The organism is Solidesulfovibrio magneticus RS-1 (assembly GCF_000010665.1).
Taxonomy (GTDB): Bacteria; Desulfobacterota; Desulfovibrionia; order Desulfovibrionales; family Desulfovibrionaceae; genus Solidesulfovibrio; species Solidesulfovibrio magneticus.
Genome location: NC_012796.1, coordinates 670150 through 695691, shown reverse-complemented (window position 1 = coordinate 695691; position 25542 = coordinate 670150). Strand labels below are relative to the sequence as shown.

General features: G+C 65.8%; 22 protein-coding genes and 1 tRNA gene. 7 read left to right on the top strand and 16 right to left on the bottom strand.

All coding sequences use genetic code 11. The features are described 5' to 3' along the window. The first annotated feature begins 396 nt into the window (after positions 1–396). Positions 397–2727, top strand: a complete 2331-nt coding sequence (locus DMR_RS02925; RefSeq protein WP_158304236.1) for a glycosyltransferase family 39 protein — start codon at positions 397–399, stop codon at positions 2725–2727. An 87-nt stretch (positions 2728–2814) separates the two neighbouring features. Here the strand turns inward: DMR_RS02925 and DMR_RS02920 are convergent. Next, a tRNA-Leu gene (locus tag DMR_RS02920) sits at positions 2815–2901 on the bottom strand. A gap of 195 nt (positions 2902–3096) precedes the next feature. Here DMR_RS02920 and DMR_RS02915 point away from each other — a divergent pair. From DMR_RS02915 to DMR_RS02905, 3 genes are all read left to right on the top strand, one after another. Then, positions 3097–4035 (top strand): bifunctional riboflavin kinase/FAD synthetase, encoded by a 939-nt coding sequence (locus DMR_RS02915; RefSeq protein WP_012750191.1) that lies wholly within the window; start codon positions 3097–3099, stop codon positions 4033–4035. Positions 4036–4040: 5 nt separating this feature from the next. Next, positions 4041–5888 (top strand): chloride channel protein, encoded by a 1848-nt coding sequence (locus DMR_RS02910; protein ID WP_012750190.1) that lies wholly within the window; start codon positions 4041–4043, stop codon positions 5886–5888. A 151-nt stretch (positions 5889–6039) separates the two neighbouring features. Further along, complete coding sequence (locus tag DMR_RS02905; RefSeq protein WP_012750189.1) at positions 6040–8163, top strand: SpoIIE family protein phosphatase; 2124 nt, start codon at positions 6040–6042, stop codon at positions 8161–8163. Between the two features lie 121 nt (positions 8164–8284). On the opposite strand, the gene DMR_RS02900 is transcribed toward DMR_RS02905, so the two are convergent. The 4 genes from DMR_RS02900 to DMR_RS02885 all read right to left on the bottom strand — a co-directional run bounded on the left by DMR_RS02900 (position 8285) and on the right by DMR_RS02885 (position 11082). Continuing rightward, positions 8285–8575, bottom strand: a complete 291-nt coding sequence (locus DMR_RS02900; RefSeq protein WP_012750188.1) for a type II toxin-antitoxin system RelE/ParE family toxin — start codon at positions 8573–8575, stop codon at positions 8285–8287. A 6-nt stretch (positions 8576–8581) separates the two neighbouring features. Next, a complete protein-coding gene (locus DMR_RS02895) occupies positions 8582–8860 on the bottom strand; it encodes a ribbon-helix-helix domain-containing protein (protein ID WP_012750187.1) in 279 nt (92 codons plus the stop codon). A 76-nt stretch (positions 8861–8936) separates the two neighbouring features. Further along, the gene (locus DMR_RS02890) at positions 8937–9797 is read right to left on the bottom strand and encodes a class I fructose-bisphosphate aldolase (protein ID WP_012750186.1); all 861 of its coding nucleotides are present in this window, start codon (positions 9795–9797) and stop codon (positions 8937–8939) included. Between the two features lie 19 nt (positions 9798–9816). Then, positions 9817–11082, bottom strand: coding sequence for an RsmB/NOP family class I SAM-dependent RNA methyltransferase (locus DMR_RS02885; protein ID WP_043599928.1), 1266 nt, complete (start codon positions 11080–11082; stop codon positions 9817–9819). Positions 11083–11239: 157 nt separating this feature from the next. On the opposite strand from DMR_RS02885, the gene DMR_RS02880 reads away from it, so the two are divergent. Continuing rightward, the gene (locus DMR_RS02880) at positions 11240–11896 is read left to right on the top strand and encodes a DedA family protein (protein WP_012750184.1); all 657 of its coding nucleotides are present in this window, start codon (positions 11240–11242) and stop codon (positions 11894–11896) included. Positions 11897–12390: 494 nt separating this feature from the next. Here DMR_RS02880 and DMR_RS02875 read toward each other — a convergent pair whose 3' ends face one another. From DMR_RS02875 to DMR_RS02865, 3 genes are all read right to left on the bottom strand, one after another. Continuing rightward, a complete protein-coding gene (locus DMR_RS02875) occupies positions 12391–13728 on the bottom strand; it encodes a glutamine synthetase family protein (protein WP_012750183.1) in 1338 nt (445 codons plus the stop codon). 254 nt (positions 13729–13982) lie between these two features. Continuing rightward, positions 13983–14507, bottom strand: coding sequence for a DUF6691 family protein (locus tag DMR_RS02870; RefSeq protein ID WP_012750182.1), 525 nt, complete (start codon positions 14505–14507; stop codon positions 13983–13985). Position 14508: 1 nt separating this feature from the next. Continuing rightward, entirely contained in the window at positions 14509–15021 is a 513-nt protein-coding gene (locus DMR_RS02865) for a YeeE/YedE thiosulfate transporter family protein (RefSeq protein WP_012750181.1), read from the bottom strand. 122 nt (positions 15022–15143) lie between these two features. Between DMR_RS02865 and DMR_RS02860 the strand changes: the two genes are divergently transcribed. Next, positions 15144–15668, top strand: a complete 525-nt coding sequence (locus tag DMR_RS02860; protein ID WP_052278941.1) for a YbaK/EbsC family protein — start codon at positions 15144–15146, stop codon at positions 15666–15668. A 105-nt stretch (positions 15669–15773) separates the two neighbouring features. Next, complete coding sequence (locus tag DMR_RS02855; RefSeq protein ID WP_012750179.1) at positions 15774–16871, top strand: GGDEF domain-containing protein; 1098 nt, start codon at positions 15774–15776, stop codon at positions 16869–16871. A 295-nt stretch (positions 16872–17166) separates the two neighbouring features. Here DMR_RS02855 and DMR_RS02850 read toward each other — a convergent pair whose 3' ends face one another. The 8 genes from DMR_RS02850 to DMR_RS02815 form a co-directional block, all read right to left on the bottom strand. Then, positions 17167–17946, bottom strand: coding sequence for a YkgJ family cysteine cluster protein (locus DMR_RS02850; protein ID WP_043599925.1), 780 nt, complete (start codon positions 17944–17946; stop codon positions 17167–17169). Between the two features lie 214 nt (positions 17947–18160). Next, a complete protein-coding gene (locus tag DMR_RS02845; RefSeq protein WP_012750177.1) occupies positions 18161–19189 on the bottom strand; it encodes an XdhC family aldehyde oxidoreductase maturation factor in 1029 nt (342 codons plus the stop codon). Then, entirely contained in the window at positions 19186–20244 is a 1059-nt protein-coding gene (locus DMR_RS02840; protein ID WP_012750176.1) for a DVU_1553 family AMP-dependent CoA ligase, read from the bottom strand. The genes DMR_RS02845 and DMR_RS02840 overlap by 4 nt, the downstream gene beginning before the upstream one ends. Next, positions 20235–21581 (bottom strand): radical SAM (seleno)protein TrsS, encoded by a 1347-nt coding sequence (trsS, locus tag DMR_RS02835; RefSeq protein WP_012750175.1) that lies wholly within the window; start codon positions 21579–21581, stop codon positions 20235–20237. The genes DMR_RS02840 and trsS overlap by 10 nt, the downstream gene beginning before the upstream one ends. 127 nt (positions 21582–21708) lie before the next feature. Then, positions 21709–22152, bottom strand: a complete 444-nt coding sequence (locus DMR_RS02830; protein ID WP_043599922.1) for a DVU_1555 family C-GCAxxG-C-C protein — start codon at positions 22150–22152, stop codon at positions 21709–21711. Between the two features lie 2 nt (positions 22153–22154). Further along, entirely contained in the window at positions 22155–22925 is a 771-nt protein-coding gene (trsM, locus tag DMR_RS02825) for a DVU_1556 family methyltransferase (RefSeq protein WP_012750173.1), read from the bottom strand. Beyond that, complete coding sequence (locus DMR_RS02820) at positions 22925–23140, bottom strand: DVU_1557 family redox protein (protein WP_012750172.1); 216 nt, start codon at positions 23138–23140, stop codon at positions 22925–22927. Before DMR_RS02820 ends, trsM begins: the two co-directional genes overlap by 1 nt. Positions 23141–23145: 5 nt before the next feature. Next, the gene (locus DMR_RS02815) at positions 23146–25452 is read right to left on the bottom strand and encodes a pyridine nucleotide-disulfide oxidoreductase/dicluster-binding protein (protein WP_012750171.1); all 2307 of its coding nucleotides are present in this window, start codon (positions 25450–25452) and stop codon (positions 23146–23148) included. Positions 25453–25542: the final 90 nt, after the last annotated feature.

Here is a 25542-nt window from a genome sequence, read left to right as displayed (position 1 = left end):
TCTCACTTCTACCCTAATTCGAGACAATCCTCTCGTTGCGTTTCACCAATATGACTATAAAAAACTTCCCTACCCTCAGCGAGGTTCAGATGTAAGGCTCCCTTAAAATAAGACCCCCGAGAAGTTGAGATTTCTGTCAAACCCACCAGGCCGTCGCATGAGCCTTTGCGTCTCCACCACGCCGGGGCTGTCCTTGCTCCCGCATCCACAACTCCACGAGGCGTACCATGATCAGGATGAATTCCGCCGTCCGGGCCTGAAACTAGTCGCCATCACCTTGGCCTTCTCTCCCATTGCCTGCGTCTACCCCAAACCCGGCCCAGTGCCACGCAACACGACATGCCCACATCCAATCGCTTTTCCGTCAACCTCGCGGCCCTGGCCCTGGGAGTCGCTGTGCTGGCGGCCCTGGTCCTGCGCTTTTACCACCTGGACAGCTGCCCACTGTGGTGGGACGAAGTCCTTGTCCCGCTCAACGCCCAATATGGAGTTGCCTACGTCATCGAACGCGCTTTGCGCTGCGACTTCCATCCGCCCTATTTCACGCTGCTGGGAACCCTCTTCCTCGGCCTGGGCACAAGCGAGCTGGCTCTTCGCCTGATCCCGGCCCTGTGCGGTGTGGGTCTCGTAGCTTATGTCGGCCGGTCCTTCGCGCCCTTGTTTGGCCAGGGACCAAGTCTGGTGGCCGCCTCTTTGCTGGCCGTTAGCGCCATGAACCTGTTCGTCTCCCGCAGCGTGCGCCCCTATGCCTTGATCGTGCTCTTTTCCTGCATGGCCTTTGGCTTTTTTCTGCGCTACCTCAAAGGGGGGGGGCACCGCGACGGTCTCGCCCTGCTGGCCTGCAACCTGGCCTTTGTGTTGTTCCATTTTTCCGGGTTGATCATCCTTTTTGCCCAGCTGTGCGTCTTTCTGTTCTGGCGGCTGGCCTACGACAGACGGACGGCCCGGCTTGAATGGATCACGGCGACAGCCTTTTGCGCCCTGGTCGCAGGCTTGCTGGCCCCCTTCTTCCTGGCCCATGTCGCAGGCTTTGCCGCACCGGCCCAGGCCACGATGGCTGCCACTTTTCTGGAATGCCTGAAAAACATCGCCAACGGCCTCGCCTCGGCCACGATGATCCCCAAAGATCTGTCCTTTAATTCCAGCGTTACCCTAAACAGCCTCCTCATCGTTTGCATCGTTGTCGGCATTCTCCGTTCATACCGGATCGACAGACGCCTCACCCTCGCCTGCCTCATCTATATTGCTACGCCTATCGTTGTCCTGACCCTCAAACGCTACGCTTCCTACTTCAATCCTTGGCACGTTTTGTTTCTAAGCCCCGTCCTGCTGCTTTTCGCGGCTACGGGTATCTGTGCCCTCCTGGAAAAGGCGACCAAAAGCCCACTCGTGGGCCCTGTGGTCGCCATCGTGATCGCCCTGGCTGGGACCGTGTATTTTTTCACGGCCAACAGCGTGATCTTTTCAAAGCAATACCATTATACTGCAAGTTATCAGCCTTTGGCCCAGGCCGCCGGACGCTACATTGATCCCAAGGCCGTCACGGTCTTTTCCGACGGCTCCCTGGCGGACTGCATCGGCTGGTACACCAAGCAATACGCCGTCCCCGATCCATTTACGCATTCTCCCGATCTGGCCGCCAACGCGCCTGTTGACGTGACCTTTGTCAGTTTCGGCGACTTTGCCCATTTCGGGGCCACCGAACAGGAATTTCTCCAACTTTTTGGGCCACCCACCTCGGTTGCCACCATCCCGATCACCCCGTTGCAGCCCTTGACCCGCTATAGCTTCCACTATCCGCACAGCTCGCTGCCGACCCTGGCCGATCTACCGACCACCCGCACCCTGACAAGCGCCCCCAGGGATCTATTCAGCCATGCCAGCCGACTGCACAATGTGACCCTGTACCAGTACTTTGAAAAAGGGGTCCGAGTACTTGATCCCGCCCGGCCGGGCATCGTGGAATACGAGTTTGCCTGCCCCGATGCCCAAATGGCGCCGTCCCTGCTGGCCGGCAGCCTGTCGTACCGCAACACAGCCGTTGGCGGCCGCCTAACCGCCACCTACTCCTTTGACGATGAGCCCCTGACCCCTTTTTTTGTGAGTGCCGGACCGGATGGGTCCACCCGCAAAAGTTTCCTTCTTGTCAGGAAAGCTCCCTACAGCCGCCTGCGGCTTCGCCTGCAACTGGACAATCCCAGGCCGCCAGCCGGCATGACCGGCCCCTCAATGGACAGCCTGCAGTGGACCGACCTAACCCTGTACGCCAATAACATCGCCACGGAGCGATTCATTTCGAGCAGCCTAGTCATCGATACAACGCTGGGGGCAATTGAACACGAAGGGACGACGGCCTACCGGTGGGCCTCTGGTCCGACCACCCGCTTCCAGTTTGCCCTTTCGGCCCCTGAAACCATCACCATCGAGGCGGCCTGCAACAATCCTATCCCGGGACAGGGCATCAATTATTTCCTCAACGGCGCGCCCATTGCGTCGGTTAAGGATCTGCCGGTCCAGCCCTGGCTTGGCGAATTCACGGAACAGACCATCACGGCCAGGGGACAGGCCGGGGAGAATCTGCTGGAATTGCGTTTTGAGAAGTGGAATCAGCAACCGAACGACCCGCAGGCGACCTTTGCCCCGAAGGACGGACGCCCCCTGGCCGCGGCCTGCACACTACTGCGCATCAACCGGCAACAGCCGCCGGATTTGACAGAGCAGCGGTGACGCAATGGTGACACAACACGCCTAAAGCACAAAACAAAGCGGGTTATCGTCCGGTCTTTCCGGTGCGATAACCCGTTGTTTTTCTTATGGTGCCGAAGGGGAGACTCGAACTCCCACTCCCTTGCGGGAACTAGACCCTGAACCTAGCGTGTCTACCAATTCCACCACTTCGGCGCGGTGCAGAAGAAAGCTTTTACGGACCTCGGCCCGTCTTGGCAAGCAAAAAATGCGGCCCGCGAAATTTTTTTTCAAAAAGCCGTCCGCCGGCCTTCCACTGCCCTGTCCGGTTGAAGGCCGACGCCTTTTACGGTAGCAACTTGCTCCATACGGGCCACGCTTCGCCACTTCGCGCCCGCCGGACCACCTGCCATGATTGTCGTCAACCGCGTCGAGGACATCCACGAAGCCCTGCACGGCGTTTGCCTCACCATAGGCAATTTCGACGGCGTGCACATGGGCCACGCCAAGCTGTTGCAGCGCACCCGCGAACGGGCCGTCGCCGCCGGCCTCGTCAGCGTCGCGCTCACCTTCGACCCCCACCCGCGCCGGGTGCTCATGGGCAACGCCGCCCCGCCGGCCATCACCCTGCTGGAGCACAAGCTCGAATGCATCGGGCAAAGCGGCGTCCAGGTCTGCGTCGTGCTGCCCTTCACCCGCGAACTGGCCGCCCGCGAACCGGAAGATTTCGTCGGCCAAGTGCTGGTCGGCGGCCTGTGCCTCAAACACCTCGTCATCGGCTACGACTACGCCTTCGGCAAGGGCCGACGCGGCAACTTCGAGATGCTCTCGACCATGGGCCAGAAATACGGCTTCGGCGTCGAACGCCTGGACCCGGTCATCATAAACGGCGCCGTGGTCTCCTCCACCCGCATCCGCGACATGGTCCAGGCCGGCAACGTCTGGGACGCCCGGCCGCTGCTGGGCCGCTTCCATCAGGTACGGGGACTGGTCGTCCACGGCCAGAAGCGCGGCCGCAAGCTGGGCTTTCCCACGGCCAACGTGGGCGTGCGCGACGAACTCGTGCCGCTGTCGGGCGTCTACGCCGTCTGGGTCGAGGTGGACGGCATCCTCCGCCCAGGTGTGGCCAACATCGGCAAGAACCCCACCTTCGGCGACTTCGACCTGTCCGTGGAAGCCCATATCCTCGATTTCAAGGGCAAGATCTACGACCAGCCCATCCGGGTGCATTTCGTCCAGCGCATCCGCTCCGAAAAGAAATTTTCCGGCCCCGAGGAGCTCATCACGCGCATCCGCGAGGACATCGGCCTGGCCCGCATGATCCTGGCCGCGCCCGACGCCCGGCCCTGACCGCCATGGACGCGCCCCAGGCCCCAGCCTCCAGCCGCCCGACCTTTTTCCGCCGCCCCCGCGCCCTGTGGCGACTTTTAGCCCGGCGCTACACCCACATCGCGCTCATGCGCTGGCTGGTCCTGGGCGTGGTCGCCGGCCTGGGTTCCGGAACCCTGGCCATCGCCTTCCACGCCGGCCTCGAAGGCCTGTCCCATCTGCTCCAGGTGCATCTGGCCGGGCTCACCCTGCCCCATCCCTCGGGCGAGAAACTCCTCAGCGGCCTACCCGGCCCCTACCGGCCCTGGCTCATCCCGGTCTTCACCACGGCCGTGGGCCTGGTGACGGGACTGCTTGTCACCCGCTTTATCCCCAAGTCCCTGGAAGGCGTCACCGACGGCACCGACGCCATGATCAAGGCCTTCCATACCCAGGGCGGCGTTATCCGGCCGGCCGTGCCGGCGCTCAAAAGCGGCACCGCCATCCTGACCATCGCCGCCGGCGGCGCGGCCGGCCAGGAAGGCCCCATCTCCCAGCTCGGAGCCGGCTTCGGCTCGCTTTTGGCCCAAAAGCTCGGCCTGACCGCCCGCCAACGCCGCATCCTGCTCCTGGCCGGCGCGGCCGGGGGCCTGGGGGCCATCTTCCGCGCGCCGCTGGGCGGGGCCATCACCGCCGTGGAAGTGCTCTACTGCGAGGATTTCGAGGCCGAGGCCCTGCTGCCGGCCGTGGTCTCGTCCGTGGTGGCCTACACCCTTTTTGCCTTCGTCTTCGGCGGCCGGGCCATTCTCGCCACCCCGAACTACAATTTCACCAACGCTTTCGAGCTGCCCTTCTACCTGGCCCTGGCCGTGGCCGCGTCCCTGGCGGCCAGGCTTTTTATCCGGGTCTTTTTCGCCGTCAAGTTCAAGGTCTTCGGCCCCATCGCCAAGCGCTTCGGCCCGACTATCGCCATGATGGCCGGGGGCATGGGCATGGGGCTTTTGGGCTGGCGGTTCCCGGAACTGTGCGGCGGCGGCTACGGCTGGCTGGAGCTGGCCGCCGGCGGCAAGCTCGACATGCTCTTTTTGCTCGGGCTTTTTGGCGGCAAGTTCCTCGCCACGGCCCTGACCATCGGCTCGGGCTTAAGCGGCGGCATGTTCGCGCCGGCGCTGTTTCTGGGCGGAACCGTCGGCGGCGTGGTCGGCCAGGCCGGGCACATGTGGCGGCCCGACATCGTGACCCAGCCCGGCGGCTACGTCCTGGTCGGCATGGCCACCTTTTTCGCCGGCGTGGCCCACGCCCCCATCGGCCCGCTGATCATGGTCTGCGAGATCTCCCTGGGCTATGGCTTGCTCGCCCCGCTTATGCTCTGCTCGGCCGTGGCCTTGGTCCTGTGCGACGACATCCATCTCTACGAAAATCAGGTGGACAACAAATTCGCCTCCCCGGCCCACGCCGCCGACGCCACCACCAACATCCTCGAAACCCTGCCCGTGTCCTCGGTCTTCACCCCGGGCCGAACCGTCGTTTTGGAGGAATGCGTGACGCTTCGGGCCATCACCGACGTCATCGCCGCCACCCGGAACTTCGTTTTTCCAGTGCAAAACGAGCGCGGCGTCCTCACTGGCCTGCTTGACGTCCACGACGCCCGCGGCGTGCTGTTCGAGCCGAGCCTGCGCGATCTTGTCGTGGCCCGCGACCTCATGCGCTCCCCCACCGTGGTCCATCCCGACACATCGCTCTACGACGCCCTCATGCTCTTTGTGGAGACCGACCTCGGCCAACTGCCCGTAGTCGCGCCGGACAAGCCCGACACGGTGTTGGGGCTGCTGGATCGCCGCCACGTCTTTACCGCCTATTCGAGCACTCTGGCCGCCATCAAGGCCGAAGCCTGAGTTCGCCGCGCCCCGTTTGATCGGCCCGGCCTTGGCCGACGCGCCCCGGAAACGAGCCGGACCGCCACCGGCCGCCAGCCGCGCCCCTTGCCCCCGACGCGCATCCGGCCTATGCACGGGGGCGATTCCAAAACCGATTCCCGGAGCGGCCATGCGCATACGGACCAAGTTGCTGTGCTTCCTGCTGGCGGTGGTCATCATCCCCCTTTGCGCCCTGGGGCTGTATTCCTGGTCCCGAACCAGCGAACTGGGCCGCGAGCTGGCCCGGGGCGCGGCCAAGGCCCTGGAAGCCAACGCCGCCGGAGAGCTGGTCCAGACCGCCGAAATGTTTGGCGAGCACTGCGCCGCCACTCTGGATCTGCTGGAAACCTCCCTGGCGCTCACCGTCGACGCCGCCAAGCAGCTCCTCGACGTGCAAAGCCCCACCTCCCCGCCGCGGCTTATGCCCATGGACAGCGATTTCGACGCCGGGACCGTCACCGACGCCGTCCTAACCCCCATCGGCGGGTCCGACGTCAACGCCAGTTACGACCACATGGTCTTCCATCTCGCCCCGGGGCTGACCAGGCAGGCCGCCCTGCCGGAAATGCGGGCCATGTCCGGCCTGACCCCCTTTTACCGCACGCTTTTCGCCAACCACAAAAGCCTCATGCAATTCGGCTATGTGGGCCTGGCCTCGGGCCTGCACTGCGCCTATCCCGGCCACGGCGGCTATCCCGTGGACTACGACCCCAGGCGTCGGCCGTGGTACCAAAACGCCGCGGCCAAGCCCGGCGTCACCTGGGACATCATGACCGACGCCGCGACCCGGCAGGTCGTGGCTTCCATGGCTCTGGCCCTGCGCACGGACAGCGGCCGGGTGCTTGGCGTGGCCGGGCTGGACATCCCCATGGCCCGGCTGTTTCTCCAAAGCGACCTGTCCCGGGCCTGGAGCGACAAGATACGGTCCATGGTCGTTTCCCTGGGGACGCAAGGGGCGGCGGGCAAACCGGACCTGATCATCGTGGCCTGCCGCGACTATGCCCAGAAAAGCCGGGACTGGACCGCGCCGGTGGAACTGGAGCGCATCGAATCCCCGGACACGGCCATCCTGGCCGAAGTGACCCATGAACTCGCCGCCGGACGTAGCGGCGTGCGTCGGCTGACCTACCGGGGCGAGGACACCCTGCTCGCCTTTGCCCCGGTCGCCAAAAAACGGCTGGCCGTGGTGCTGGCCGCCCCGCGCGAGGTGGTGGTGGCCAGCGCCCGCCAAGCCGAGGCCCGGGTCATGGCCTCGGCTTCCGGCCTGGCCGGCCAGATCGGCCTGTTCCTGGCCGGCGCGGTGGCCTTGGTGGCCTTGCTGGCCGTGGCCGCCTCCAAAACCGTCACCAGACCGGTGCGCGAGCTGGCCGAGGCGGCCCGCAAGCTGGCCTCGGGCGACTTCTCGGCCCGGGTCACGCCCTACGGCCGTGACGAGCTGGCCGAGATGGCCGCCTCGTTTAACGACATGGCCCCCCAGCTCGTCGAGCGCATGAAGCTCAAAAACGACATGGCGCTGGCCATGGAAGTGCAGCAGCATCTGCTCCCCGGGCGGCCGCCGGCCATGGAGGGCATGGATATCGCGGCGCTGAGCCTCTACTGCGACGAAACCGGCGGGGATTATTTCGATTTTCTGGAATTCGCCCAGGACGACGCCAGCCATGCCGACATCGTCATCGGCGACGTCACCGGGCACGGCGTGTCGGCGGCCCTGTTCATGGCCACGGGGAGGGCGCTGTTGCGCGGCCGGGCCGTGGGCCAGCCCGGGCCGGGCGCGCTTTTGACCGAGGTCAACGACCTGCTGTGCCAGGACACCCATCTGACGGGGCGCTTTATTACGCTCTTTTTCCTGCGCCTGGACCGCGGCGCCAAGGAGATGGTCTGGTGCCGGGCCGGCCACGATCCCGGGATGCTCTACGATCCGGCCGCCGACGCCTTTGGGCTGCTGCAGGGATCGGGCATTCCCCTGGGGGCCGTGCCGGACTGGAGCTACGAGGAGATGCGCCGGCCGTGGCTGACGCCGGGGCAGGTGCTGGTGCTTTTCACCGACGGCATCCACGAGGCCCGAAACCCCTCCGACGGCATGTACGGCAAGGAGCGCATGGAAGCGGTGATCCGCCGCGAGGCGGCCGGCCCGGCCTCGGCCATCGTCAACGCCCTGGTGGCCGATCTCAAGGAGTTCAAGGCCGGCCTGCCGCTCGAAGACGACGTGACCCTGGTGGTCATCAAGGCCACGGACGAGGGAAAGGCGGGGTAGCGAGGTGTCCCTGAAAAAATACGACTGTATTTTTTAAGAAAAATGAACGATTTCAGTTTGCCAGCGACAAACGTCCCATGCCCTTTTCGCGGACGCGACAAGAGCAAGGGGGGAGCGGCGATCAAGGAAAAAGCGCGCGCAGATCCCGCGCGCCGTGGAGCACCCGGACGACCTCGATGCCGCCCTCGGTTTCCCGGTAAAGAACCAGATAGCGTCCGGCTAGGCCGTAACGCAGCTGCGGGGCGATGTCCGGCCGGGCCGGACCGGCCTTGGGATGGGCCGCCAGGAAAAGGCATTTTCCGTGGATGTCGCGCAGCACGGCCGTGGCGGCGTCCTGGTCTTCGTCGGCGATGTAGCCCCAGATGGCGAGCAGATCGTCTTCGGCCGCCCGTGTGAAACAGAGCCCGGGCACGTCCGCTCAGCCGTTTTTCCGGGAAGCGTCCAGACGGCTGCGGGCCTCGGACATGAGCGCCTCGAAACCCTCAAAACGGCCCGGCCCGCTGGCCAGGCCCGCTTCCCAGGCGTGTCGCACCGCAAGGACGGCGTCTTCCAGCCCGGCCCGCCGGTCCCGCCAGTCGCGAAGGGCGTCGGAAACCACCTCGCTGGCCGAGGCGTATGCGCCGCTGGCCACGGCCCGACGCACCATGTCGGCCATTTCGGGCGGCAAGGCGATGTCGATCTTTTCCATGGCTGGCATAGGCGCTCCGGCGGATGGTTTTGCCCCTACCATAAGACCGTGACCCGCCGCGGGCAAGTCCCAGCGAATCGCCCCCCTACTCCCCGGCCGCGTCCCCAGCCGCCGCCTCGGCCGCCGCTTCTGCCGCCGCTTGCGCCTCCTCGGCCTGACGCAGGACCTCCTCGGCCAACTCCAGCACTTCCTTGCCGTGCACGATCTCCACGATGCGCCGCATGGCCTCGGTGGGGTTGGGATGCTGGAACACGTTGCGCCCGATGCAGGCCCCGGCCGCGCCGGCTCCCATGGCCGCTTCCACCATGGCCGCGAAGCTCTTGAAATCCGCCCGCGACGGGCCGCCCGTCACCAGCACCCGGGACGACGAGGCGGCCACCGCCCGGCCGAAGCTGCGGGCGTCGCCGGAATACGGCACCCCGGTGACGTCGGCCCCAAGCTCGGCCCCAAGCCGGATGCAATGGTTGATAAGGCTCGGGTCCATCTCGTTGACCACCCGCTCGCCCTTGGGGGCGATAAGGGCCAGCACCGGCGTGCCGAAGCCGTGCGCCTCGTCCACGATGGCCCCGAGGTCGGCCAGCATCCGGTCCTCGAATTCGTTGGCGATGTTGACCTGCACCGCCACCATGTCCGCGCCCAGGCGCAGGGCCTCGGCCGTGGAACACATGAGGCTTCGGGCATAGGGCGGCTGGCAATGCCGCGTGCCGCCGGAAAGCTGGAGCACGGCCGAGACGTCCACCGGAATCTCGTGCAGGTAGGCCCGCAGCGCCCCCTTGTTGAGCATGATGCCCTGCACCGGAAACCGCGACACCATCTCCAAAAGGCTCGTCAGTTCCTCCAGCCCCGAGAGCATCCCTTCCGAGACGCCATGGTCCAAGGGAGCCACCACGGCCTTGCCGGTGTGGGGATGGAAAAGCCGCGCCAGTTTGCGATCATTGCCGTGCATTGATCCTCCAGAAAAAGACTTATCGGTCGGACCACAAGGCCCGGGAACCCTTCTTAGTCAAAAATCCCAGCGGCAGCCCGCGCCAGTACAGTCCCGGCCGGGCCGGCAGATCGCCGGCCGGCAGGCTCTGGCCGGCGAGCAGCGCCTCGATACGGGAAAGCGCTTCCTCGTTCAAGCCCGGCCCGCCGCGTCCCATAAGCAGCCGCGCCCGTCCATGGGGCCGAAACACCCTGGAGCGAAACGAACCCACGGCAAAGCCCTGGTAGCGAAAGCCGGCCGGCAGCCAGGCCGCCCCGGCATGGAGAAAAAAGGCCTTGTCGCCAAAAGACCGCACCACCCCGGGCGGCAAGCCCGAAGGCTCGCAGCCGGCGGCCGCAATCGCCGCACGCGGCACGGGCTCGCCCGGAAACACCCCGTCGTCGGGATCGTGCGCCTCGCCGCCGACCTTCTCGAAGAGCGCCAGGTAAAAGCCCTGGGCGGCGCTGGCCGCGCTGTCCACCCGAAGCACCCCGGACACGTCGCCCCGATGCGGAGCCTCGAACACGAACCCGGCCGGCGCGGCCAGGGGAATCTGGCGCAGGGGCAGCTCGTCCAGGGCAAAGCGCGTCTGGTCCTCGTTTTCGGCCACGTTGGTGGTGCAGGTGGAATAGAGCACCCGCCCGCCCGGGGCCAGAAGCGCGGCGGCCGTGGCCAAAAGCTTGCGCTGCAGCGCCACCAGGGGCGCGACCTTGTCCCCGGCCCAAATCTTGGCTGCCTGCGGATTCTTGTCCAGGGTGCCCCAGCCGCTGCACGGCGGATCGAGCAAAATATGGGTAAACGAGCCGGCCGGCAGTTGGGGCGAAAGATCGGCGAACGAGCAGGTGGCTGTGTTGGCGAGGCTTTCCCGAAACAGCGTCTGGCGCAACGTGGCCAGCCGGTCGGGCGAGGGTTCGTTGCCCAGCACAAAGCCCGTCGGCCCCACGAGCTGGGCCAGAAAACCCGTCTTGCCGCCCGGCGCGGCGCACATGTCCAGCACCCGCGCCCCGGCCGGTGGATCAAGCAGCAGCGGCGGCAGCATGGACGAACGGTCCTGGATGTGGATGTAGCCAAAGCGCGCCGCCAGCGACGCGCCCAGGGCCGTGGGTTCGGCCGTCACGCGCCGGCACCACGGCGAAAACGGCTCCGCCTCGGCCACATGCCCCGTGGCCCCCAGAAAAGCCTCCACGAGGTCCCGCTCGCCAGCCTCGCACACCAGTCGGAAACTGCGTCCCGATCCCTTTGCCGTATCCGTGTCGCAAACCGCCATGCCCACACCCTATCGTGCCGGCAACGCCTTGAAAAGCCCCGGCTCCGCGCCTCCCCCCGGGACGACGCCGGGCCGGGCCAGCCGCGAAACGCCCTTGCCAAACGGCCAAGCCCTGCATAGGTTCTGGCCCATCCCGAACAGCACATAAGGAGCCGTCATGGATCTGGTCATGCAACTTGTCGACATGGTTCTCCACGTCGACAAGTATTTAAACGCCCTCGCCGCCGACTACGGCACGTGGACCTACTTCATTTTATTCATGATCGTCTTTTGCGAAACAGGCCTTGTCGTTACGCCGTTTTTGCCCGGCGATTCCCTGCTCTTCGCCACCGGGGCCTTGTGCGCCGGCGGGGTGCTCAATCCGCACCTGATATGCATCCTGCTCGTGTCCGCCGCGTTTATCGGCGACAATCTCAATTACTGGATCGGCCGCCGCGTCGGCCCGGCCGTGTTCGAGCGTGAAAAGACCCGCTTTTTCAAGAAAGAATACCTGCTGCGCGCCCACGCCTTCTACGAGAAGCACGGCGGCAAGACCATCATCCTGGCCCGGTTCGTGCCCATCGTGCGCACGTTTTCCCCCTTCGTGGCCGGCATCGCCCGCATGAGCTATCCGCAGTTTTTGGTCTACAGCATCGGCGGCGCGGTGATCTGGGTCACCTTTTTCGTCTACACCGGCTTTTTCTTCGGCAACATGCCGTTTATCAAGCGCAATTTCAGCATCGTCGTGCTGGCCATCATCGTCATCTCGGTGCTGCCCGGCGTGATCGAATACCTGCGCCACAAAAAAGCCGCCGCCGCCGTCGCCGGCAAATAAGCCGGGCGACAGGGCGCCAGGGCGCTGCCCTGGACCCGCCGGGCCCTGCCCGGACACGCCGGGGGGATAATCCCCCCGGACCCCCTGGCTGTCCGTGGCGGGGGGGAGAGCCACAAGCGGGCGGAAAAGGTGAAGGGCGCAAGAGAAAAGGCCGATCCGGCCAGAAAGACAAACGCCCCGTCCGGCAATGCCGAACGGGGCGTTTGTCGCCCCTGGACCCGGGCGTGCCCGGTCCATGAACATGGCAGGACGTAAGCCGCGCCCTCCGTCCCCGGACAGTATGCGCGGCCGGCCTTCCTGCCGCCTGGCGGCCGGCCCCCCTCGAAAAATAGGTCCTCGCGCCGCCGTTCTGGCGGATGCGACTGTGGCTTGTTGCAAACGAACGCCTGTGTTTTGCACAGGCCCCGGGCACTGGCAAGACAAAACCCGGCCCCGTCTGCCCAAACCATGCAAAAGGCCGCCCGAAGGCGGCCTTGGTCGTTGTCGGCGACAGCTTACAAAATCGGCAGATACCGCTCGATCTCCCACTCCGTGACCTGGGTGCGGTAGGCGTCCCACTCGGCCTTCTTGTTCTCCACCAGCGCGGCGTGGAGATGGTCGCCCAGCACCTCGCGCATGAGTTCGCTTTTCTCCAGATTGTCCACGGCCTCGCGCAGGCTGCCCGGCAGCGAGGTCACGCCCTTTTCCTCCATCTCCTCGTCAGTCATCTTGAAGATGTTCTCCTCGATGGGGTCGGAGAGCGTGTAGCCTTCCTCGATGCCCTTAAGGCCCGCCCCGAGCATGGCGGCGAAGGACAGGTAGAGGTTGCAGGCCGGGTCCGGGCTGCGCAGCTCGATGCGCGTGGCCGATTCCTTGCCGGGCTTGTACATGGGCACCCGCACCAGGGCCGAGCGGTTGCGCCGGGCCCAGGCGATGTAGACCGGGGCTTCGTAGCCCGGCACCAGCCGCTTGTAGGAATTGACCCACTGGTTGGTGATGAGCGTGAATTCCGGGGCGTGGCGCAAAAGGCCGGCGATAAATCCCTTGGCCTCGCCGGACAGATGGTAGGGGTCGGAGGCGTCGTAAAAGGCGTTCTTGGCTCCCCGGAAAAGCGACTGGTGGCAGTGCATGCCCGAGCCGTTTTCGCCGAAAAGGGGCTTGGGCATGAACGTGGCGTAACAGCCGTGCTTGCGGGCCACTTCCTTGACCACCACCCGGTAGGTCTGGGCGTAGTCGGCCATGATCAGGCCTTCCTGATAGCGCAGGTCGATCTCGTGCTGGCTCGGGGCGACCTCGTGGTGGCTGTATTCCACGGCCACGCCCATGGATTCCAGGGCGAAGTTGATGTCGCGGCGCACGTCGTTGGCCAGATCGCGCGGCGGCGCGTCAAAGTAGCCACCGTGGTCGAGGATCTTGGGCTCGGTGGAGTTGGCGAAAAGGAAGAACTCCAACTCCGGGCCGACGTAATAGGTGTAGCCCAGGTCGGCAGCCTTTTTGAGCATCCGCTTGAGCACGTAGCGCGAGTCGGCCGCAAACGGCGTGCCGTCGGGGTTTTTCACGTCGCAAAAAAGCCGGGCCACCGGTCGGTCGGACGGACGCCAGGCCACCAACTGAAAGGTGGCCGGGTCCGGGAAGGCCACCATGTCCGATTCCTGGATCTTGGTGAAACCGGTGATGGACGAGCCGTCGAAGCCCATGCCCTCTTCAAAGGCGTTTTCCAGCTCCCGGGGCGTAATCTGGAAGCTTTTGAGCACCCCCAGCACGTCAATGAACCAGAACTGGATGAAGGAAACGTTGTAATCCTTGACGGCGCGCAGCACGTCGTCGGCGTTTTTGCAGTTGAAAACCGCCATCGGCCTGTCCTCCGTTTGCGGGTTGCGAAGCAGGCGGCCTCAACCGAGGCCGTTTGTAAACGTCTGTCTGAAAATACCGCCGCCCTTCCAAAGGACGCGCGCCACGGGCGCGGACAACCCGCCAAGGCGGGCGCGACCGGGGCGGGAAAGTCTCCTATTCTGGCCGAGTTGGCCCGCCAAATCAAGGGACGGACGGCCCACGAGACCGCAAACACGGCGATGCATTGCCGGTTGGCCCCGGCCTGACCGCGTCGCTACAGCCCCTTGCGCTCAATGAACCGCAAAATAGCCGCGAAGGCGACGATAAGGATGGCGATGACCAGCCAGTGGTTGACGCCAAGGACGCCGGCCAAGGTGATCTTGCCGTAGTCGCCCCAGGTGTAGACCGTGGGCAGCAGCCCGTCGTAGGCCCGGGCGAAGATGCCCGCGCCCACGAGCATGCCGGCGATGGCGGCCAGGGCATCAAGCCGCCCTTCGCCCACGGCCCCCAGCGACGTGCCCGGGCAGTAGCCGACCAGCCCCCAGCCCAGGCCGAAAATAAGCCCGCCAAGGGCGTTGGCCCCGACCACGGTGGCCTTGAGCGACAGCTTCACCAGCCCGAGATCGTTTAAGAGGTAAATCCCCACCATGGCCACCATGATGTGGGAGAGCATAAACTTGACGATGGTCATGTCCTTAAGCCGCAGCGCCCCGAGCTGCACGTCGTAGCGCAGCACCTGCCCCCGTTGCAGGAGGAAACCGAAAAGGACGCCGGTCACGAGTCCGAAAACGAGCTCCATGTCATTTCCCCCGATAGAGCAGCCGGGCCATGAGGATGCCCCCGGCGAAAAAGCCCGCCCCGGCCAGATAGCCCGAGACGGCGAGCTGCGACATGCCCGACAGCCCATGCCCGCTGGGGCAGCCGTCGGCCAGCCGCGCCCCGAACATGGCCACGGCCCCACCGACGAAGGCGGCCAAGGCCCGCAGCCCGATCCCGTCGCCAAACCGCGCCCGCCAGGTGTCCGGCACGAGCTGCACCTTGAAATCGCCGCTGGCCTTGGCCGCGACAAACGCGCCCAGGGCGATGCCCAGCACGAACAGAAACTGCCAGTCGATAATGGGCTTTTCCTTGATATAATACGCCAGCGTCGTCACCACATCCGGGGCGTAGAGCCGTTCGGCCAGGCCCGCGCCGCGAACGAAGGTGGTGGACGCGCCCAGATATTTGCCGGCGACCCACACCGACCCCACCGACACCAGCCCCGAAAGCGCCCCGGCCAGATACGGGCTCCAGCCTTTTGCCTGTCGCGCCATGTTCGTCCTCCTGCCGCAAAACCCATTTGCGTCATAGCAGCAGTAGCGCCTTGGCACGGATGCGTAAAGGGAACAGGCGCATTTTCTTGCATCCCGCGACGCAACGGGGCAGAACCCCGGCCATGACGCACGCACCATATCCCGACCCGTCGCAGGACGTTTTCCGCCATCTGGTCGAGCGCCTCGCCCAGACCGGCCTGCCCCACGTCGTCCACGTCCACGCTCCCACCCGCACCGTGGCCGAAGCCGAGGCCAATCTTGACTTTGACACTTCCCGCATCGTGAAAACCATCGCCTTTGCCCTGCGCAGCGGCGGGCTGGTCCTGGCCGCCCTTCGCGGCACGCGCCGGGTGGCCTATCCGGCCCTGGCCGGCCTGCTTGGCGTAGGGAGAAGGGATCTGGCGGCGCTGTCGCCCGAGGAAGTCATGACCCGCCTTGGCGTCGCGCCGGGCAGCGTGTCGCCGCTGCTGGCCGAAGGACGGGGGAAGCTCTTGGTGGATGCGGACGTGCTGACGATCACGCCCACGCTCTATTGCGGGTTGGGGCGGTCGGACAGGACGCTCGAAATCGCGCCTAAGGATCTGGTCGCGGCGGCGGGAGGGACGGGGGAGGCGATAGTTCGCGTGGGGATGATTTCAAAAGCGTAATAACAAGAAAGAATGGAGAACACCTTGCGCGTTTCCCTATTGTTGCATAGCATCAAAAAGCAAAAAGCAAAAAGCATCCAATATCGCCGTTAAAGAGGAATATCTATGAACCTGACAGACCAGGATTTGGCTGTTCAGTTAAAGATTACGCGGCAAGATATCCGCAGGCGCAAAGAGCTTCTGGGGTTTACGGAAGAAGACGCCCAAACCCTGGCTGAATTAAAACTAGATATAGGCCTTATTGTGTCTTCAATTGTTGATGAGTTCTATGACGATCAAGTCACCAAACCCGAGATCGAAAGGACAATTGGAGACTCCGGCACGCTCGGGCGATTGAAACACCACATGTCGAACTACATTTTAGACATGTTTTCTGGAACTTACGACGACGTATACGTTCTCTCACGCCTCAGAATAGGCTTGGTCCACGACCGCATCGGCGTTCCGCCGATGCTCTACATCTCTTCCATTCGTACGCTCTTTCAAATATTACGAGAACGATTGACCAGCAAGCTTTCCGCAAACAAGCAGTGCAGCACTTGTCACGGCATCTTGGGGGCTCTTGAAAAAATCATCCTTTTCGACCTGACCCTGGTCATGGACACCTATATTCATGCTCTTGTCAAGCAAGTCACCAACAGCAAGATCGAGCTGGAGAACTACGCTAAAAGCCTTGAAGAAGAGGTGTCTTCGAGAACAAAGGAACTCATTGAATTCGCGCGAACGGACGCATTGACACAACTCAACAACAGAAGAGCGTTCTTTGATGCATTGAGAAGAGAAGTAGCCCGATCACTTCGACACAAAGAAGAGTTCGTCCTGGCCTATATCGACCTTGACAATTTCAAGCAGGCCAATGATACGCTTGGACATCAGGAAGGCGATAGGATTTTGATTTGCATGGCCGAGGCCGTGCGTGAGTCCTTGCGGGCCGAAGACCTTGGCGCACGAATTGGCGGCGATGAATTTGCTGTCATCATCGCTAATGTCGATCTTGCCAAAGCAAAGGAGGTCATTGAAAGGCTGACGAAAAGGTTCGACACAAACAAAGGAAACTCCCCCGTCACGATGAGCGTCGGCCTCGCTCGCTTCAACTTAGAATACCCCCAGCTTCCTGACGCATTGATGAAGGAAGCCGACGTTGCCATGTATAATGCAAAGAAACACAAAGGCAACAGTATCGCAACCTTTGGCCAGTCGTAGTCTCTCCTTTTGTTTCTTCATCCTTCCAATGCCTTCAGCCCCTCCTGACCATGGCGAGGGGCTCCGCGACGTGCGACAAACCAGCCTTTTCTGACCGCCTCTCGACAAGCAGTTCCGCCAGGACACTGACCGCGATTTCTTCCGGCGTCCCGGCTTCTCTCCATGGGCGAATGAGCGAACGACAGCGAACGATACCGGCGACGGCAAACGGACGCTCGAAATCGCGCTCAGGGATTTGCTCGCGGCGGAGGAGGGAGGAACGGCAGGAGCGCCTTCCAGATAAAAGACCGTGAAATCACCTGCTGAAATGCTTGTCAACGTGGCGCAAGAATCGCGCAATCATGACTTCCGCCGTCGCTTTGGGGCGCTCAAAGCAATGCAGCATCCCATGAACCAGAAAAATCGCCGGCAAGGGTATTGTCCGGGTCTTTATCGCCTCAAGCCCGTCGAAGGAGGCCGCCGCGCTGCCGAAGTCGTGGGACAGCCTGATCCTTTCGATAAGGTGGTCCTTCTGGAAAACCTGCCCGCAATGTTCCGGGTCGGAACTGACGCCATACTGCCGGCAAATAAACGGTCGACAGGGATATATGGCACAGGTGTCGCCAAGCAGGAACGGACAGGCCAACCCGAGCGACCAGTACCGTTTTTGCGCACCAACAACCAGCGCCCTGTCTTCAAACGCATTCACATGCGAATGCAACAGATCGCGCAACAAGCCGGCTTCTTCAAGGCGCTTCAAGCTACCCTCAAAGGTCGACTGTATCCGCTGCTGCTCTTCCTGACGCAGCAGGCCAACGATATGCGTCAGCAACAGCGCTTCATGAACGGACACCGTGATCAGCTGATGACAGCAGCTGACGCAGCCCTTGCCGCATCGGACCGGTTTTCCTTTCTGCTCGCTTTCTTCGAAATTGACGCCGAGGATATTGGTGTAAATCTCATAGACTTCAGGCAACACATCCACGAACGTCACATCGCCGTCAGGCGGAGACAGGACGCAGGAAAAGGACCGCTTTGCATCCAATCCTATTGAAACGTCGAGAAGTTGGCCATTGGCAACAATATCGATCTTCATGAGGGGGTCCTGAAAAGCGCTCTTGCCTGACGCGGCTGGTGCTTCCCGGCCAAAACGCGCGGCATCCCAACCGCGCCGGGCGCACTGTCGCCGGGCGCGACAGACAAGCCGCAACCATGCCGCAGTCTGCCGCTTCGCTGTAGTGGTCTACCCCGGGAGCCACCACGTCGCAAGGGCGGACGGCTGTCCAGGCGCAAAGCCCGGCTGCCGACGCCTACCCCCGCCGCGCCGCCCGGCAGGCGATCAGCTCGGCCACGATGCTGACCGCGATTTCCTCCGGCGTCTCGGCCTCGATCTCCAGGCCAATGGGCGAATGGCAGCGGGCGATGTCGACGGCGGTGAAACCCTCGGCGCGAAGCCGTTCGTAAACCGAATCCCGCTTGCCCACGCTGCCGATCATGCCGATGTAGCCGGCCCGCGTCCGCAGCGCCAAGGCCAGGGCGTCCTTGTCCTGGGCGTGGCCGCGCGTGACGATGACCACCGAGGCGCTCTCTTCAAAGGGGCGGCCCGCGAAACAGTCGGCCAACTCCTTGTAAGCCATGGTCTCCCGGGCGTCGGGGAAACGCTCGGGGTTGGCGAATTCCGGGCGGTCGTCGAAGACCGTGACGCCAAAGCCCACCAGGGCCGCCATGTGGCAGGTCGGACGCGACACATGGCCGCCGCCGAAAATATAGAGCGGATCGCGGGCCAGGGCCGGCTCCAGCACCCACGGTACTCCGGCCGCCTCGAAACAGATGGGCGCGGCGATGCCCCGGCCTTGCTTGCGGGCGGCTTCCAGCACCTCGGGCGGTACAGCGTCACCAAGAACGCCGTCCGGCGCGATGAGCGCCCGGCCGCTGGCCCCGTCGCCGATGCGGGCCACGATGAGGCAGCCGCGCCCGGCGGCCAGATGGCCGGCCAGGGCGGCGAACAGCGCCTTGGTGGCGTCGTCGGGGTCGATGCGCTCGATAAACACCCGCATCCGGCCGCCGCAGATGAGATCGGCCCCGGCCGAGGCCTGGCCGGTCATGTCGATGCCCAGAAGCCGCGACGGACCGGCGGAGAGCGTTTCCTTGGCGGCGGCGATGGCCATGCCCTCGCCCAGGCCGCCGCCCACGGTGCCGGCGATGGAGCCGTCGGCAAAGACCAGCATCTTGGAGCCGGCCGTGCGCGGCGTGGAGCCTTCGTTGGTGACGATGGTGACGGCGGCCAGGGCCTCGCCCCGGGACAAACGGTCGTTTATGCCGGCAATCAGTTCGATCATGCCCTGCCCTTTCCCTTGTCGGGGGTGACGACGGCAAAGCCGTCGGAAGTTTTTTCGATGCGTCCAAGGATCGGCCCCAGCCGCCGCAGCGGACTGCCGCACGGGCACGGCCCGGGCAGCATGGCCGCCGCGTCGCCGGTGCGGTAACGCACCAGCGGCACGCCGCGCGGTGTCAGGGTGGTGAAGGCCACCTCCCCCACCTGTCCCTCGGCCAGGGCGACGTCGGAGCGAGGATCAAGCACCTCGAAATAGAGCTGCGCCTCGCGCAGATGGTAGCCGACCCCGGCCAGACATTCCATGCCGCCGCCGTAGGCCATTTCCGTGGCGCTGTAATAGTCGAAGACGCGGCAGCCAAACCGAGCCGCCGTGCGCTCGCGAAGCTCCGGCGAAAGGAAATCCGAGGCGTAGACCACCGAGCGCAGCGTCTCCCGGGCGGCCTGCATGGCGGCGAGGTCCTCCAGGGCGGCGCGGAGCTGGGACGGCGCGGCAATGAGGCTGGCCGGCCGATGGGCGTTTAAAGCCTCGGCCAGCCGCGACGGGTTGCCCGTCGGGTCGCCGAACACCGGCAATGCCCCGAGCCGGCGCATCCCCCGGCCGATGAGGTCGCCCACGCTGTCGGGCTTGTCGGCCGGAAACAGGATCAGCACCCTCTCGCCGGGATTGAGCGTCACGGCCATGACCACCTGGAAACACGCAAGCGTTTCGGCGAGGTCGACGTCGGTCAGGCCCATGCGCTTGGGCGGACCGGTGGTGCCCGAGGTGGCCACGGTGACCATGCGGGCGACCGCGTCCTGGGGCACGGCCAGGAAACGCGGAAACTGGGCGGCCAGATCGGCCGGCGTGGTGGTCGCAAGCCCGGCGAAGGCCTCGAAGCTCTCGGGAAACCCGGGCGGCAGCTGGGCCAGCCGGTCGCGGTAAAACGGGGCCTTGCGAGCGTGGTCCAGGGCGCGGCCCAGGGCGGAAAGCTGCCAGTCGACCAGCCGGGCCGGGTCCGGGGTGTCGCCGTCCTGGCCGATGGCCGTGGCGATCCAGGCGTCAAAGGGGCTTACGCGCATGGTTTTGGGCGATACAGCGCCGTCCCGTCGGCGGCGGTCAGATTGTAGAGGCAAAAGGGAATGAGCCGGCCGTCCGGCACGGCCACATGGATGCAGCAGCCGCGCGCCCGCTCCAGGTCCAGGGTCCAGGCGTCCATGAAGGCCATGGCCGAGACGCTCAGTTTGGGCCGGCTGGCGGCGGTGGCCAGGAAACGGTCGAAATCGTCGCAGATGGCGGCCGGCTCGGGCGCGGCCTTGGCCGGCCCCCACTGGCGGGCGACAAAGGCCATGGACTGGCGCGCCCCGTCCTCGGCCGGGATGGCAGCCGCCCCCGTGTCGCAGCAGTTCCCGCCGCCGGATACGGCCAGCCGACCGTCCGGGCCCACGAAGAAGGAGGCGGAAAAAGAGCACAGGGAATGCTCGCAGCACGGGGCATGGAAATCGTCGGCGCGCAGTTCTCCGCCGGTTTGCGCCTCCAGGGCGGCCAGGAGTTCGGGCAGGGTCAAGCGCGGGGCGCTGGCCCCGTCGCCGGGATAGCGGCCAAAGCAGGCGGCCGGCTGGAAATGCACCCCCCGCACGCCCGGGGCGAGCTTTGCCGCCAGCCGCACCAGTTCGCCGACCTCGGCCACGTTGACGCCCGGGACCAAGGTCGCCACCAGCACCAGGCCAAGCCTGGCGGCGGCGCAAGCCTCCATGGCCGCGCGCTTCTCCCGGGCCAGGGGCCGGCCGCGAAGGGCCGTATGGACTGCGTCGGACACGCCGTCACATTGCAAAAAGACCGAATCCAGGCCGGCCGCCGCCAGGCGCGGGGCCAGGGCGGCGTCTGCGGCCAGGGCCAAGCCGTTGGTATTGAGCTGGACAAAGGGAAACCCGGCGGCTTTGGCGGCGGCCACGATGTCCGGCAGATCGGCGCGCATGGTCGGTTCGCCGCCCGATATTTGCAGATTGGCCGGTCCGGCCTGCTGGCGGGCCTGGACGAGGCGCGCCGCGATGTCGGCCAGGCTTGGATCGGGCGCGCTGGCGCTGCCGGCGTCGGCAAAGCAGACCGGGCAGCCGAGGTTGCAGCGGCCGGTCACTTCCAGGACCACGGTGCAGGTGCGCTGGTGGTGCTCCGGGCACAGGCCGCAGACGTAGGGACAGCCCGGCCCCGGGGCCGTGCCAAGAGGTTCGGTCCCGGGCTTGGGGATTTTCGGCCGATCCCAGCCTTGGGGCCCCGGCGGGCCGTGCCAGTAGCGCGTACGGAACAGGCCGTGCTTCGGGCAGGTCCGCACCAGCCAGCCGTCGTCGCCGTCCTGTTCGCGATATGCCGGCAACCGGGCCAGACACACCGGACAAACGCTCTCGGTCGCCGTCATCATATACCGTATTCCTTCCAGCCGGACGACGCTCTCCCGCCGCCCGCACCAGCCCCCGTTAAAAGTCTTTGGAAGGGGGCCCGGGGGAAACCTTTCTCCAGAAAGGTTTCCCCCGCTCTTCCTCTTCGTCCTAATCACGCCCTTCGGACGGGTCGAGGCCGTAGGCCACGAGCAGTTCGAGCATCTTGTTCCAGGCGTCGGCCATGAGTCCGCCGCAGCGGGTGGGGTCGGGCTTGCCGTCGCTTAAAATGGCAGCGCAGGTGATGGCCCCGTAGTCGTCCAGGGCGCGCTGGCTGAACCAGTCGACGAAATCCGACACCAGGGCGTCGCCTTGTTCGAAGGGCGTTTCCTCGTCGCGGCCCTTGCCGGTGTAGAGTCCCAGGGCCAGGCAGCCGCCGGTCATGATGCCGCAGGCCCCGCCCGTGCCGCCCATGCCGTGGCACAGGCCCATGGCGGCGCGGACGAGTTCCGGGTTTTCGCGGCCCTGGGCGGCCAGGGCCAGGAGAATGAGGATCTGGCTGCAGCAGTAGCCCTTGTGGGCCAGGGGCAGGATTTCGAGCAGCGTGGGATTCATGGTCACGCCTCCTTGCGGCAAATCCACAGGCCGTAGCCCAGACGCGGTTTTTGGCCGTCTCCCGCGCAGCCCGGCTCCCGGCCGGTCAGCACGGCCATGACCTCCCGGGCGGAACCGAGTTCGAGGACAAGACGGCAGGAAAGATCAATGAGGTGGCGGGTGTGGTCCTCGAAGACCACGGCAGGCAGCCCATGCCGGGCAAAGCGCGATTCGGCCACTTCCCGGGGCAGGGCCCCGGCGGCGCAGCCCGCGCCCGCGCCCCCGCTGCCGGGCGACCCGGCCCGCAGATAGAGATCGGAGACGACGAGATAGCCGCCCGGGACAAGGACCCGGGCGATCTCCTCCAGGGCGGCCTCGGGCCGGGCCAGGGCCGAGAGCACACATTCGCCAAAAACGCCTTCAAAGACGGTCGAGGCAAAGGGCAACCAGCAGGCTTCGGCCCGAAGCGCCCGGCCCGGGACGCGGCCCGCCGCCTCGGCGGCGAGCAACGCCGAGATGTCGCAGCCAACGGCCCGGAAGCCGGCGGCGCTCAGGCGGGCCAGGGTGGCCCCGGCCCCGCAGCCGCAGTCCAGGAGCCTTGCGCCGGCGGCAAAGGGCAGCAAGTCCAGGGCGCGGTCGGTGAGCGCCAGCCCGCCCGGACGGATGGCCCCGCCCGTGGCCCGGCGCACGTCGGCGCGTTCGTAGGGCTTTTCGCCCGGCCGGCCGCCCCCGAGGCCGGGGCCGGCCGGCGGCGCAAAGGGCGCGGGGCCGGTCAGGGGCGCGGCGAAGGGCACTACTTGTCCTCCAGAAGCTGCTCCACCTCGAACATCTTGCCCACGGCCAGATGCTCGGGCACCAGCGACAGCCCGCACTTGGGGCAGGTCATGAGCGTGATGGTGAACCCGCCTTGCAGATAGGTGACGCCAACCGGCGCGGGGGCCAGCTTCTCGCCGCAGGCGGCGCAGCTCCAGTCGCCGGACTCGGGCAGATAGGTGGGGGTGTCGTTCATGGCGCTTACGCCTCCTGCCGGTCCACGCCGGTGACGTTCATGCGGTGGCTGTAGCCGGCGTGTATGTGGGCCACGCCGTCAAGCATTTCGTAGAGCGCCCAGTAGGTGACCCGCGCCCCGGCCAGTCCGGCCAGATGGCGGCCGGTTGCCGCGTCGGTGAACTTGCGGCCCGTGGCCTCGGCGTAGGCCACGACCCGGGCCAAGTCGGTGTCCAGCACGTGGCGGGCCTCCAGCACAGCCCGCACGGCGTCGGGGATGACGAGCCGCACGGCCGGCGGCGTGTCGGGCGGGGCCGGCTCGTTCCAGAAGGTTTCCAGCACGGCCCGCTTGAGCCGGACCCGGGCCTCGTGGCGGTAGGAAAAGCCGGGATCGGGCCGGGCCGGATCGGCGGCCTTGCTCGGGAAAAGTAGGTCCAACAGATGGAAGGTCCGCTTGCCGGCCCCGGCCAGCCGGTCGCGGCACATGGAGCAGGTGGCCACGAAATCGCGCGGGCTTTCGGCCACGCGCCGGGCGATGGTGGCGGCGGCCAGTTCCGGGTGGGCGTTGGCTTGCAGGCCGCCAAAGCCGCAGCAGGAGGCCAGCTTGCCCGAGGCGGGCAGCTCCTCGACGGCGACGCCGCGCTTGGCGAGAATCTCGCGCACGGCGGCCAGCCCGGCGGCGTCGTGGCGGCCGGTGCAGGCGTCGTGGATGGCCACTGGCGCGTCGGGAAGCTGGCCGGCGGGCGCGGGCAGCCCGGCTTCGTCCAGGAGCACGCGCCACAGGGAGACCACGGGAATGTCGGGGGCCAGGCGGGCGAAAGTGGCCTGGCAAGAGGAACAAGCGGCGATGACGCGCGGTTTGCCCAAGGCTTCCCAGTCAGCCTGGAAGGCGGTCATGGCCGCCTCGGCCAGATCCTGCCGGCCGGCCCAGAAGGCCGGCGCGCCGCAGCAGGCCAGGCCCAGCCCTACGCCGCCGGCCAGGCCGGCGCGCAGGTGGGCGTAGACGGCCGGCACGGAGGCGGCCGGATCGCCGCCAAGCTGGCAGCCCGGGAAAAAGAGGTGGGAGCAGGTCGTCTCGCCCGGCGCGGCCCGCATCAGGCGGAAGGCGTCGGACAGGGAAAAGGCCATATCCTCCAGGGCGAACTCATGGGCCCAAAGCGGCATCTTGCCGCGCGATACCATGTCGCGCCGGGCCGAAAGGATGAGGTCGGGCATGGAAAAGCCCGACGGGCACAGCTCCTCGCACTGGCCGCACAGGGTGCAGGAATTGATCATCTGGTTGTACGACCGCGCGCCCTGGACGATGGAAAGATTATTATAGATCTGGCGGGCGTAGACGCGGGGATAGCCTTTGTAGCGGGCGAGGTACGTGCAGGCCTTGACGCACTCCAGGCACTGGCAGTCCAGGCAGCGGGCGGCCTCGGCCTTGGCCTCGTCCGGGGTGAAGCCGGCGGCGGCATCGGCCGCAGCCACGGCCGGCAAAGGGATGACGCCGGTGGTGTTGGTGAAAAGGCGCGTGGGACAAGCCCCTTCGCGCTCGCGGGAGGCGGTGACGGACACGCCGGCCAGATGCCGGTCCAGGGACACGGCGGCCCGGCGGCCGTCGCCGGCCAGGGAAATGACGGAGAGCGGCTCTCCGGGCGCGGCGAAACCGCCGCAAAAAACGCCCTCTCGCCCGGCCAGGGCCAGGGTGAGAGAATCGACGTCGTCCCTGGCCAGACCAAGAGCCGGGACGGACAGGGCCTCGACATAGACGCCGTCGTTGTCGGCGCAAAGCTGGTCAAGGAGCGCCGCATCCAGGGTCGTGCCCGGACGAAACGTCACGTTCATGCGGCCCATGATTTCGATCTCGGCGGCCAGGGCAGCCGGCGGGAGGATCTCGGGCGAAAGCGCCCGCAGATGCCCGCCCGGGGCGTCGCCCGGGAAATACATGTCCACGGCGTAGCCCTTCTTGCCCAGGTCCCAGGCCACGGTCAGGGCGCTGACGTCGCCGCCCATGACGGCCGCGCGCTTGCCCTTGCCGGGCATGGACAGGGGCTTGGCGGCCGGGCCGGTGGCCTGCAGGACGGCGCGCTCCAGCGACCCCATGGCCAGAGCCGCGTCAATGGGCAGGCGCACGCAACGGGTCTGGCAGAGGTGGTCGCAGACGCGGCCAAGGACGGTTGGCAGGGGCAGGGTGCGGTCCAGGGTCTTGCGGGCCCCGGAGAAATCACCGGAGCGGACCTGGGCCATGAACTTGCGGACGTCGACATGGAGGGGACAGGCGGCCTGGCAGGCGGGCTGCTCCTCCTGGATGCAACGGTACTCGATATCGCGCAGACCCTGCTGATCCATGAAGACCTTCCCTGTTTGCAAGACGGGGCGAACGCCTGGCGTCCGCCCCGTCCGGTTACGACATGAACTTCAAAGTTGCTTGAAACGATC

What these genes read in the sequence shown, in the direction of transcription:
- DMR_RS02915 (WP_012750191.1), top strand. Translation starts at nt 3,097, where the DNA reads ATGATTGTCGTCAACCGCGTCGAGGACATCCACGAAGCCCTGCACGGC.
- DMR_RS02910 (WP_012750190.1), top strand. Translation starts at nt 4,041, where the DNA reads ATGGACGCGCCCCAGGCCCCAGCCTCCAGCCGCCCGACCTTTTTCCGC.
- DMR_RS02905 (WP_012750189.1), top strand. Translation starts at nt 6,040, where the DNA reads ATGCGCATACGGACCAAGTTGCTGTGCTTCCTGCTGGCGGTGGTCATC.
- DMR_RS02895 (WP_012750187.1), bottom strand. Translation starts at nt 8,860, where the DNA reads ATGCCAGCCATGGAAAAGATCGACATCGCCTTGCCGCCCGAAATGGCC.
- DMR_RS02890 (WP_012750186.1), bottom strand. Translation starts at nt 9,797, where the DNA reads ATGCACGGCAATGATCGCAAACTGGCGCGGCTTTTCCATCCCCACACC.
- DMR_RS02885 (WP_043599928.1), bottom strand. Translation starts at nt 11,082, where the DNA reads ATGGCGGTTTGCGACACGGATACGGCAAAGGGATCGGGACGCAGTTTC.
- DMR_RS02880 (WP_012750184.1), top strand. Translation starts at nt 11,240, where the DNA reads ATGGATCTGGTCATGCAACTTGTCGACATGGTTCTCCACGTCGACAAG.
- DMR_RS02875 (WP_012750183.1), bottom strand. Translation starts at nt 13,728, where the DNA reads ATGGCGGTTTTCAACTGCAAAAACGCCGACGACGTGCTGCGCGCCGTC.
- DMR_RS02870 (WP_012750182.1), bottom strand. Translation starts at nt 14,507, where the DNA reads ATGGAGCTCGTTTTCGGACTCGTGACCGGCGTCCTTTTCGGTTTCCTC.
- DMR_RS02865 (WP_012750181.1), bottom strand. Translation starts at nt 15,021, where the DNA reads ATGGCGCGACAGGCAAAAGGCTGGAGCCCGTATCTGGCCGGGGCGCTT.
- DMR_RS02860 (WP_052278941.1), top strand. Translation starts at nt 15,144, where the DNA reads ATGACGCACGCACCATATCCCGACCCGTCGCAGGACGTTTTCCGCCAT.
- DMR_RS02855 (WP_012750179.1), top strand. Translation starts at nt 15,774, where the DNA reads ATGAACCTGACAGACCAGGATTTGGCTGTTCAGTTAAAGATTACGCGG.
- DMR_RS02850 (WP_043599925.1), bottom strand. Translation starts at nt 17,946, where the DNA reads ATGAAGATCGATATTGTTGCCAATGGCCAACTTCTCGACGTTTCAATA.
- DMR_RS02845 (WP_012750177.1), bottom strand. Translation starts at nt 19,189, where the DNA reads ATGATCGAACTGATTGCCGGCATAAACGACCGTTTGTCCCGGGGCGAG.
- DMR_RS02840 (WP_012750176.1), bottom strand. Translation starts at nt 20,244, where the DNA reads ATGCGCGTAAGCCCCTTTGACGCCTGGATCGCCACGGCCATCGGCCAG.
- trsS (WP_012750175.1), bottom strand. Translation starts at nt 21,581, where the DNA reads ATGATGACGGCGACCGAGAGCGTTTGTCCGGTGTGTCTGGCCCGGTTG.
- DMR_RS02830 (WP_043599922.1), bottom strand. Translation starts at nt 22,152, where the DNA reads ATGAATCCCACGCTGCTCGAAATCCTGCCCCTGGCCCACAAGGGCTAC.
- DMR_RS02820 (WP_012750172.1), bottom strand. Translation starts at nt 23,140, where the DNA reads ATGAACGACACCCCCACCTATCTGCCCGAGTCCGGCGACTGGAGCTGC.
- DMR_RS02815 (WP_012750171.1), bottom strand. Translation starts at nt 25,452, where the DNA reads ATGGATCAGCAGGGTCTGCGCGATATCGAGTACCGTTGCATCCAGGAG.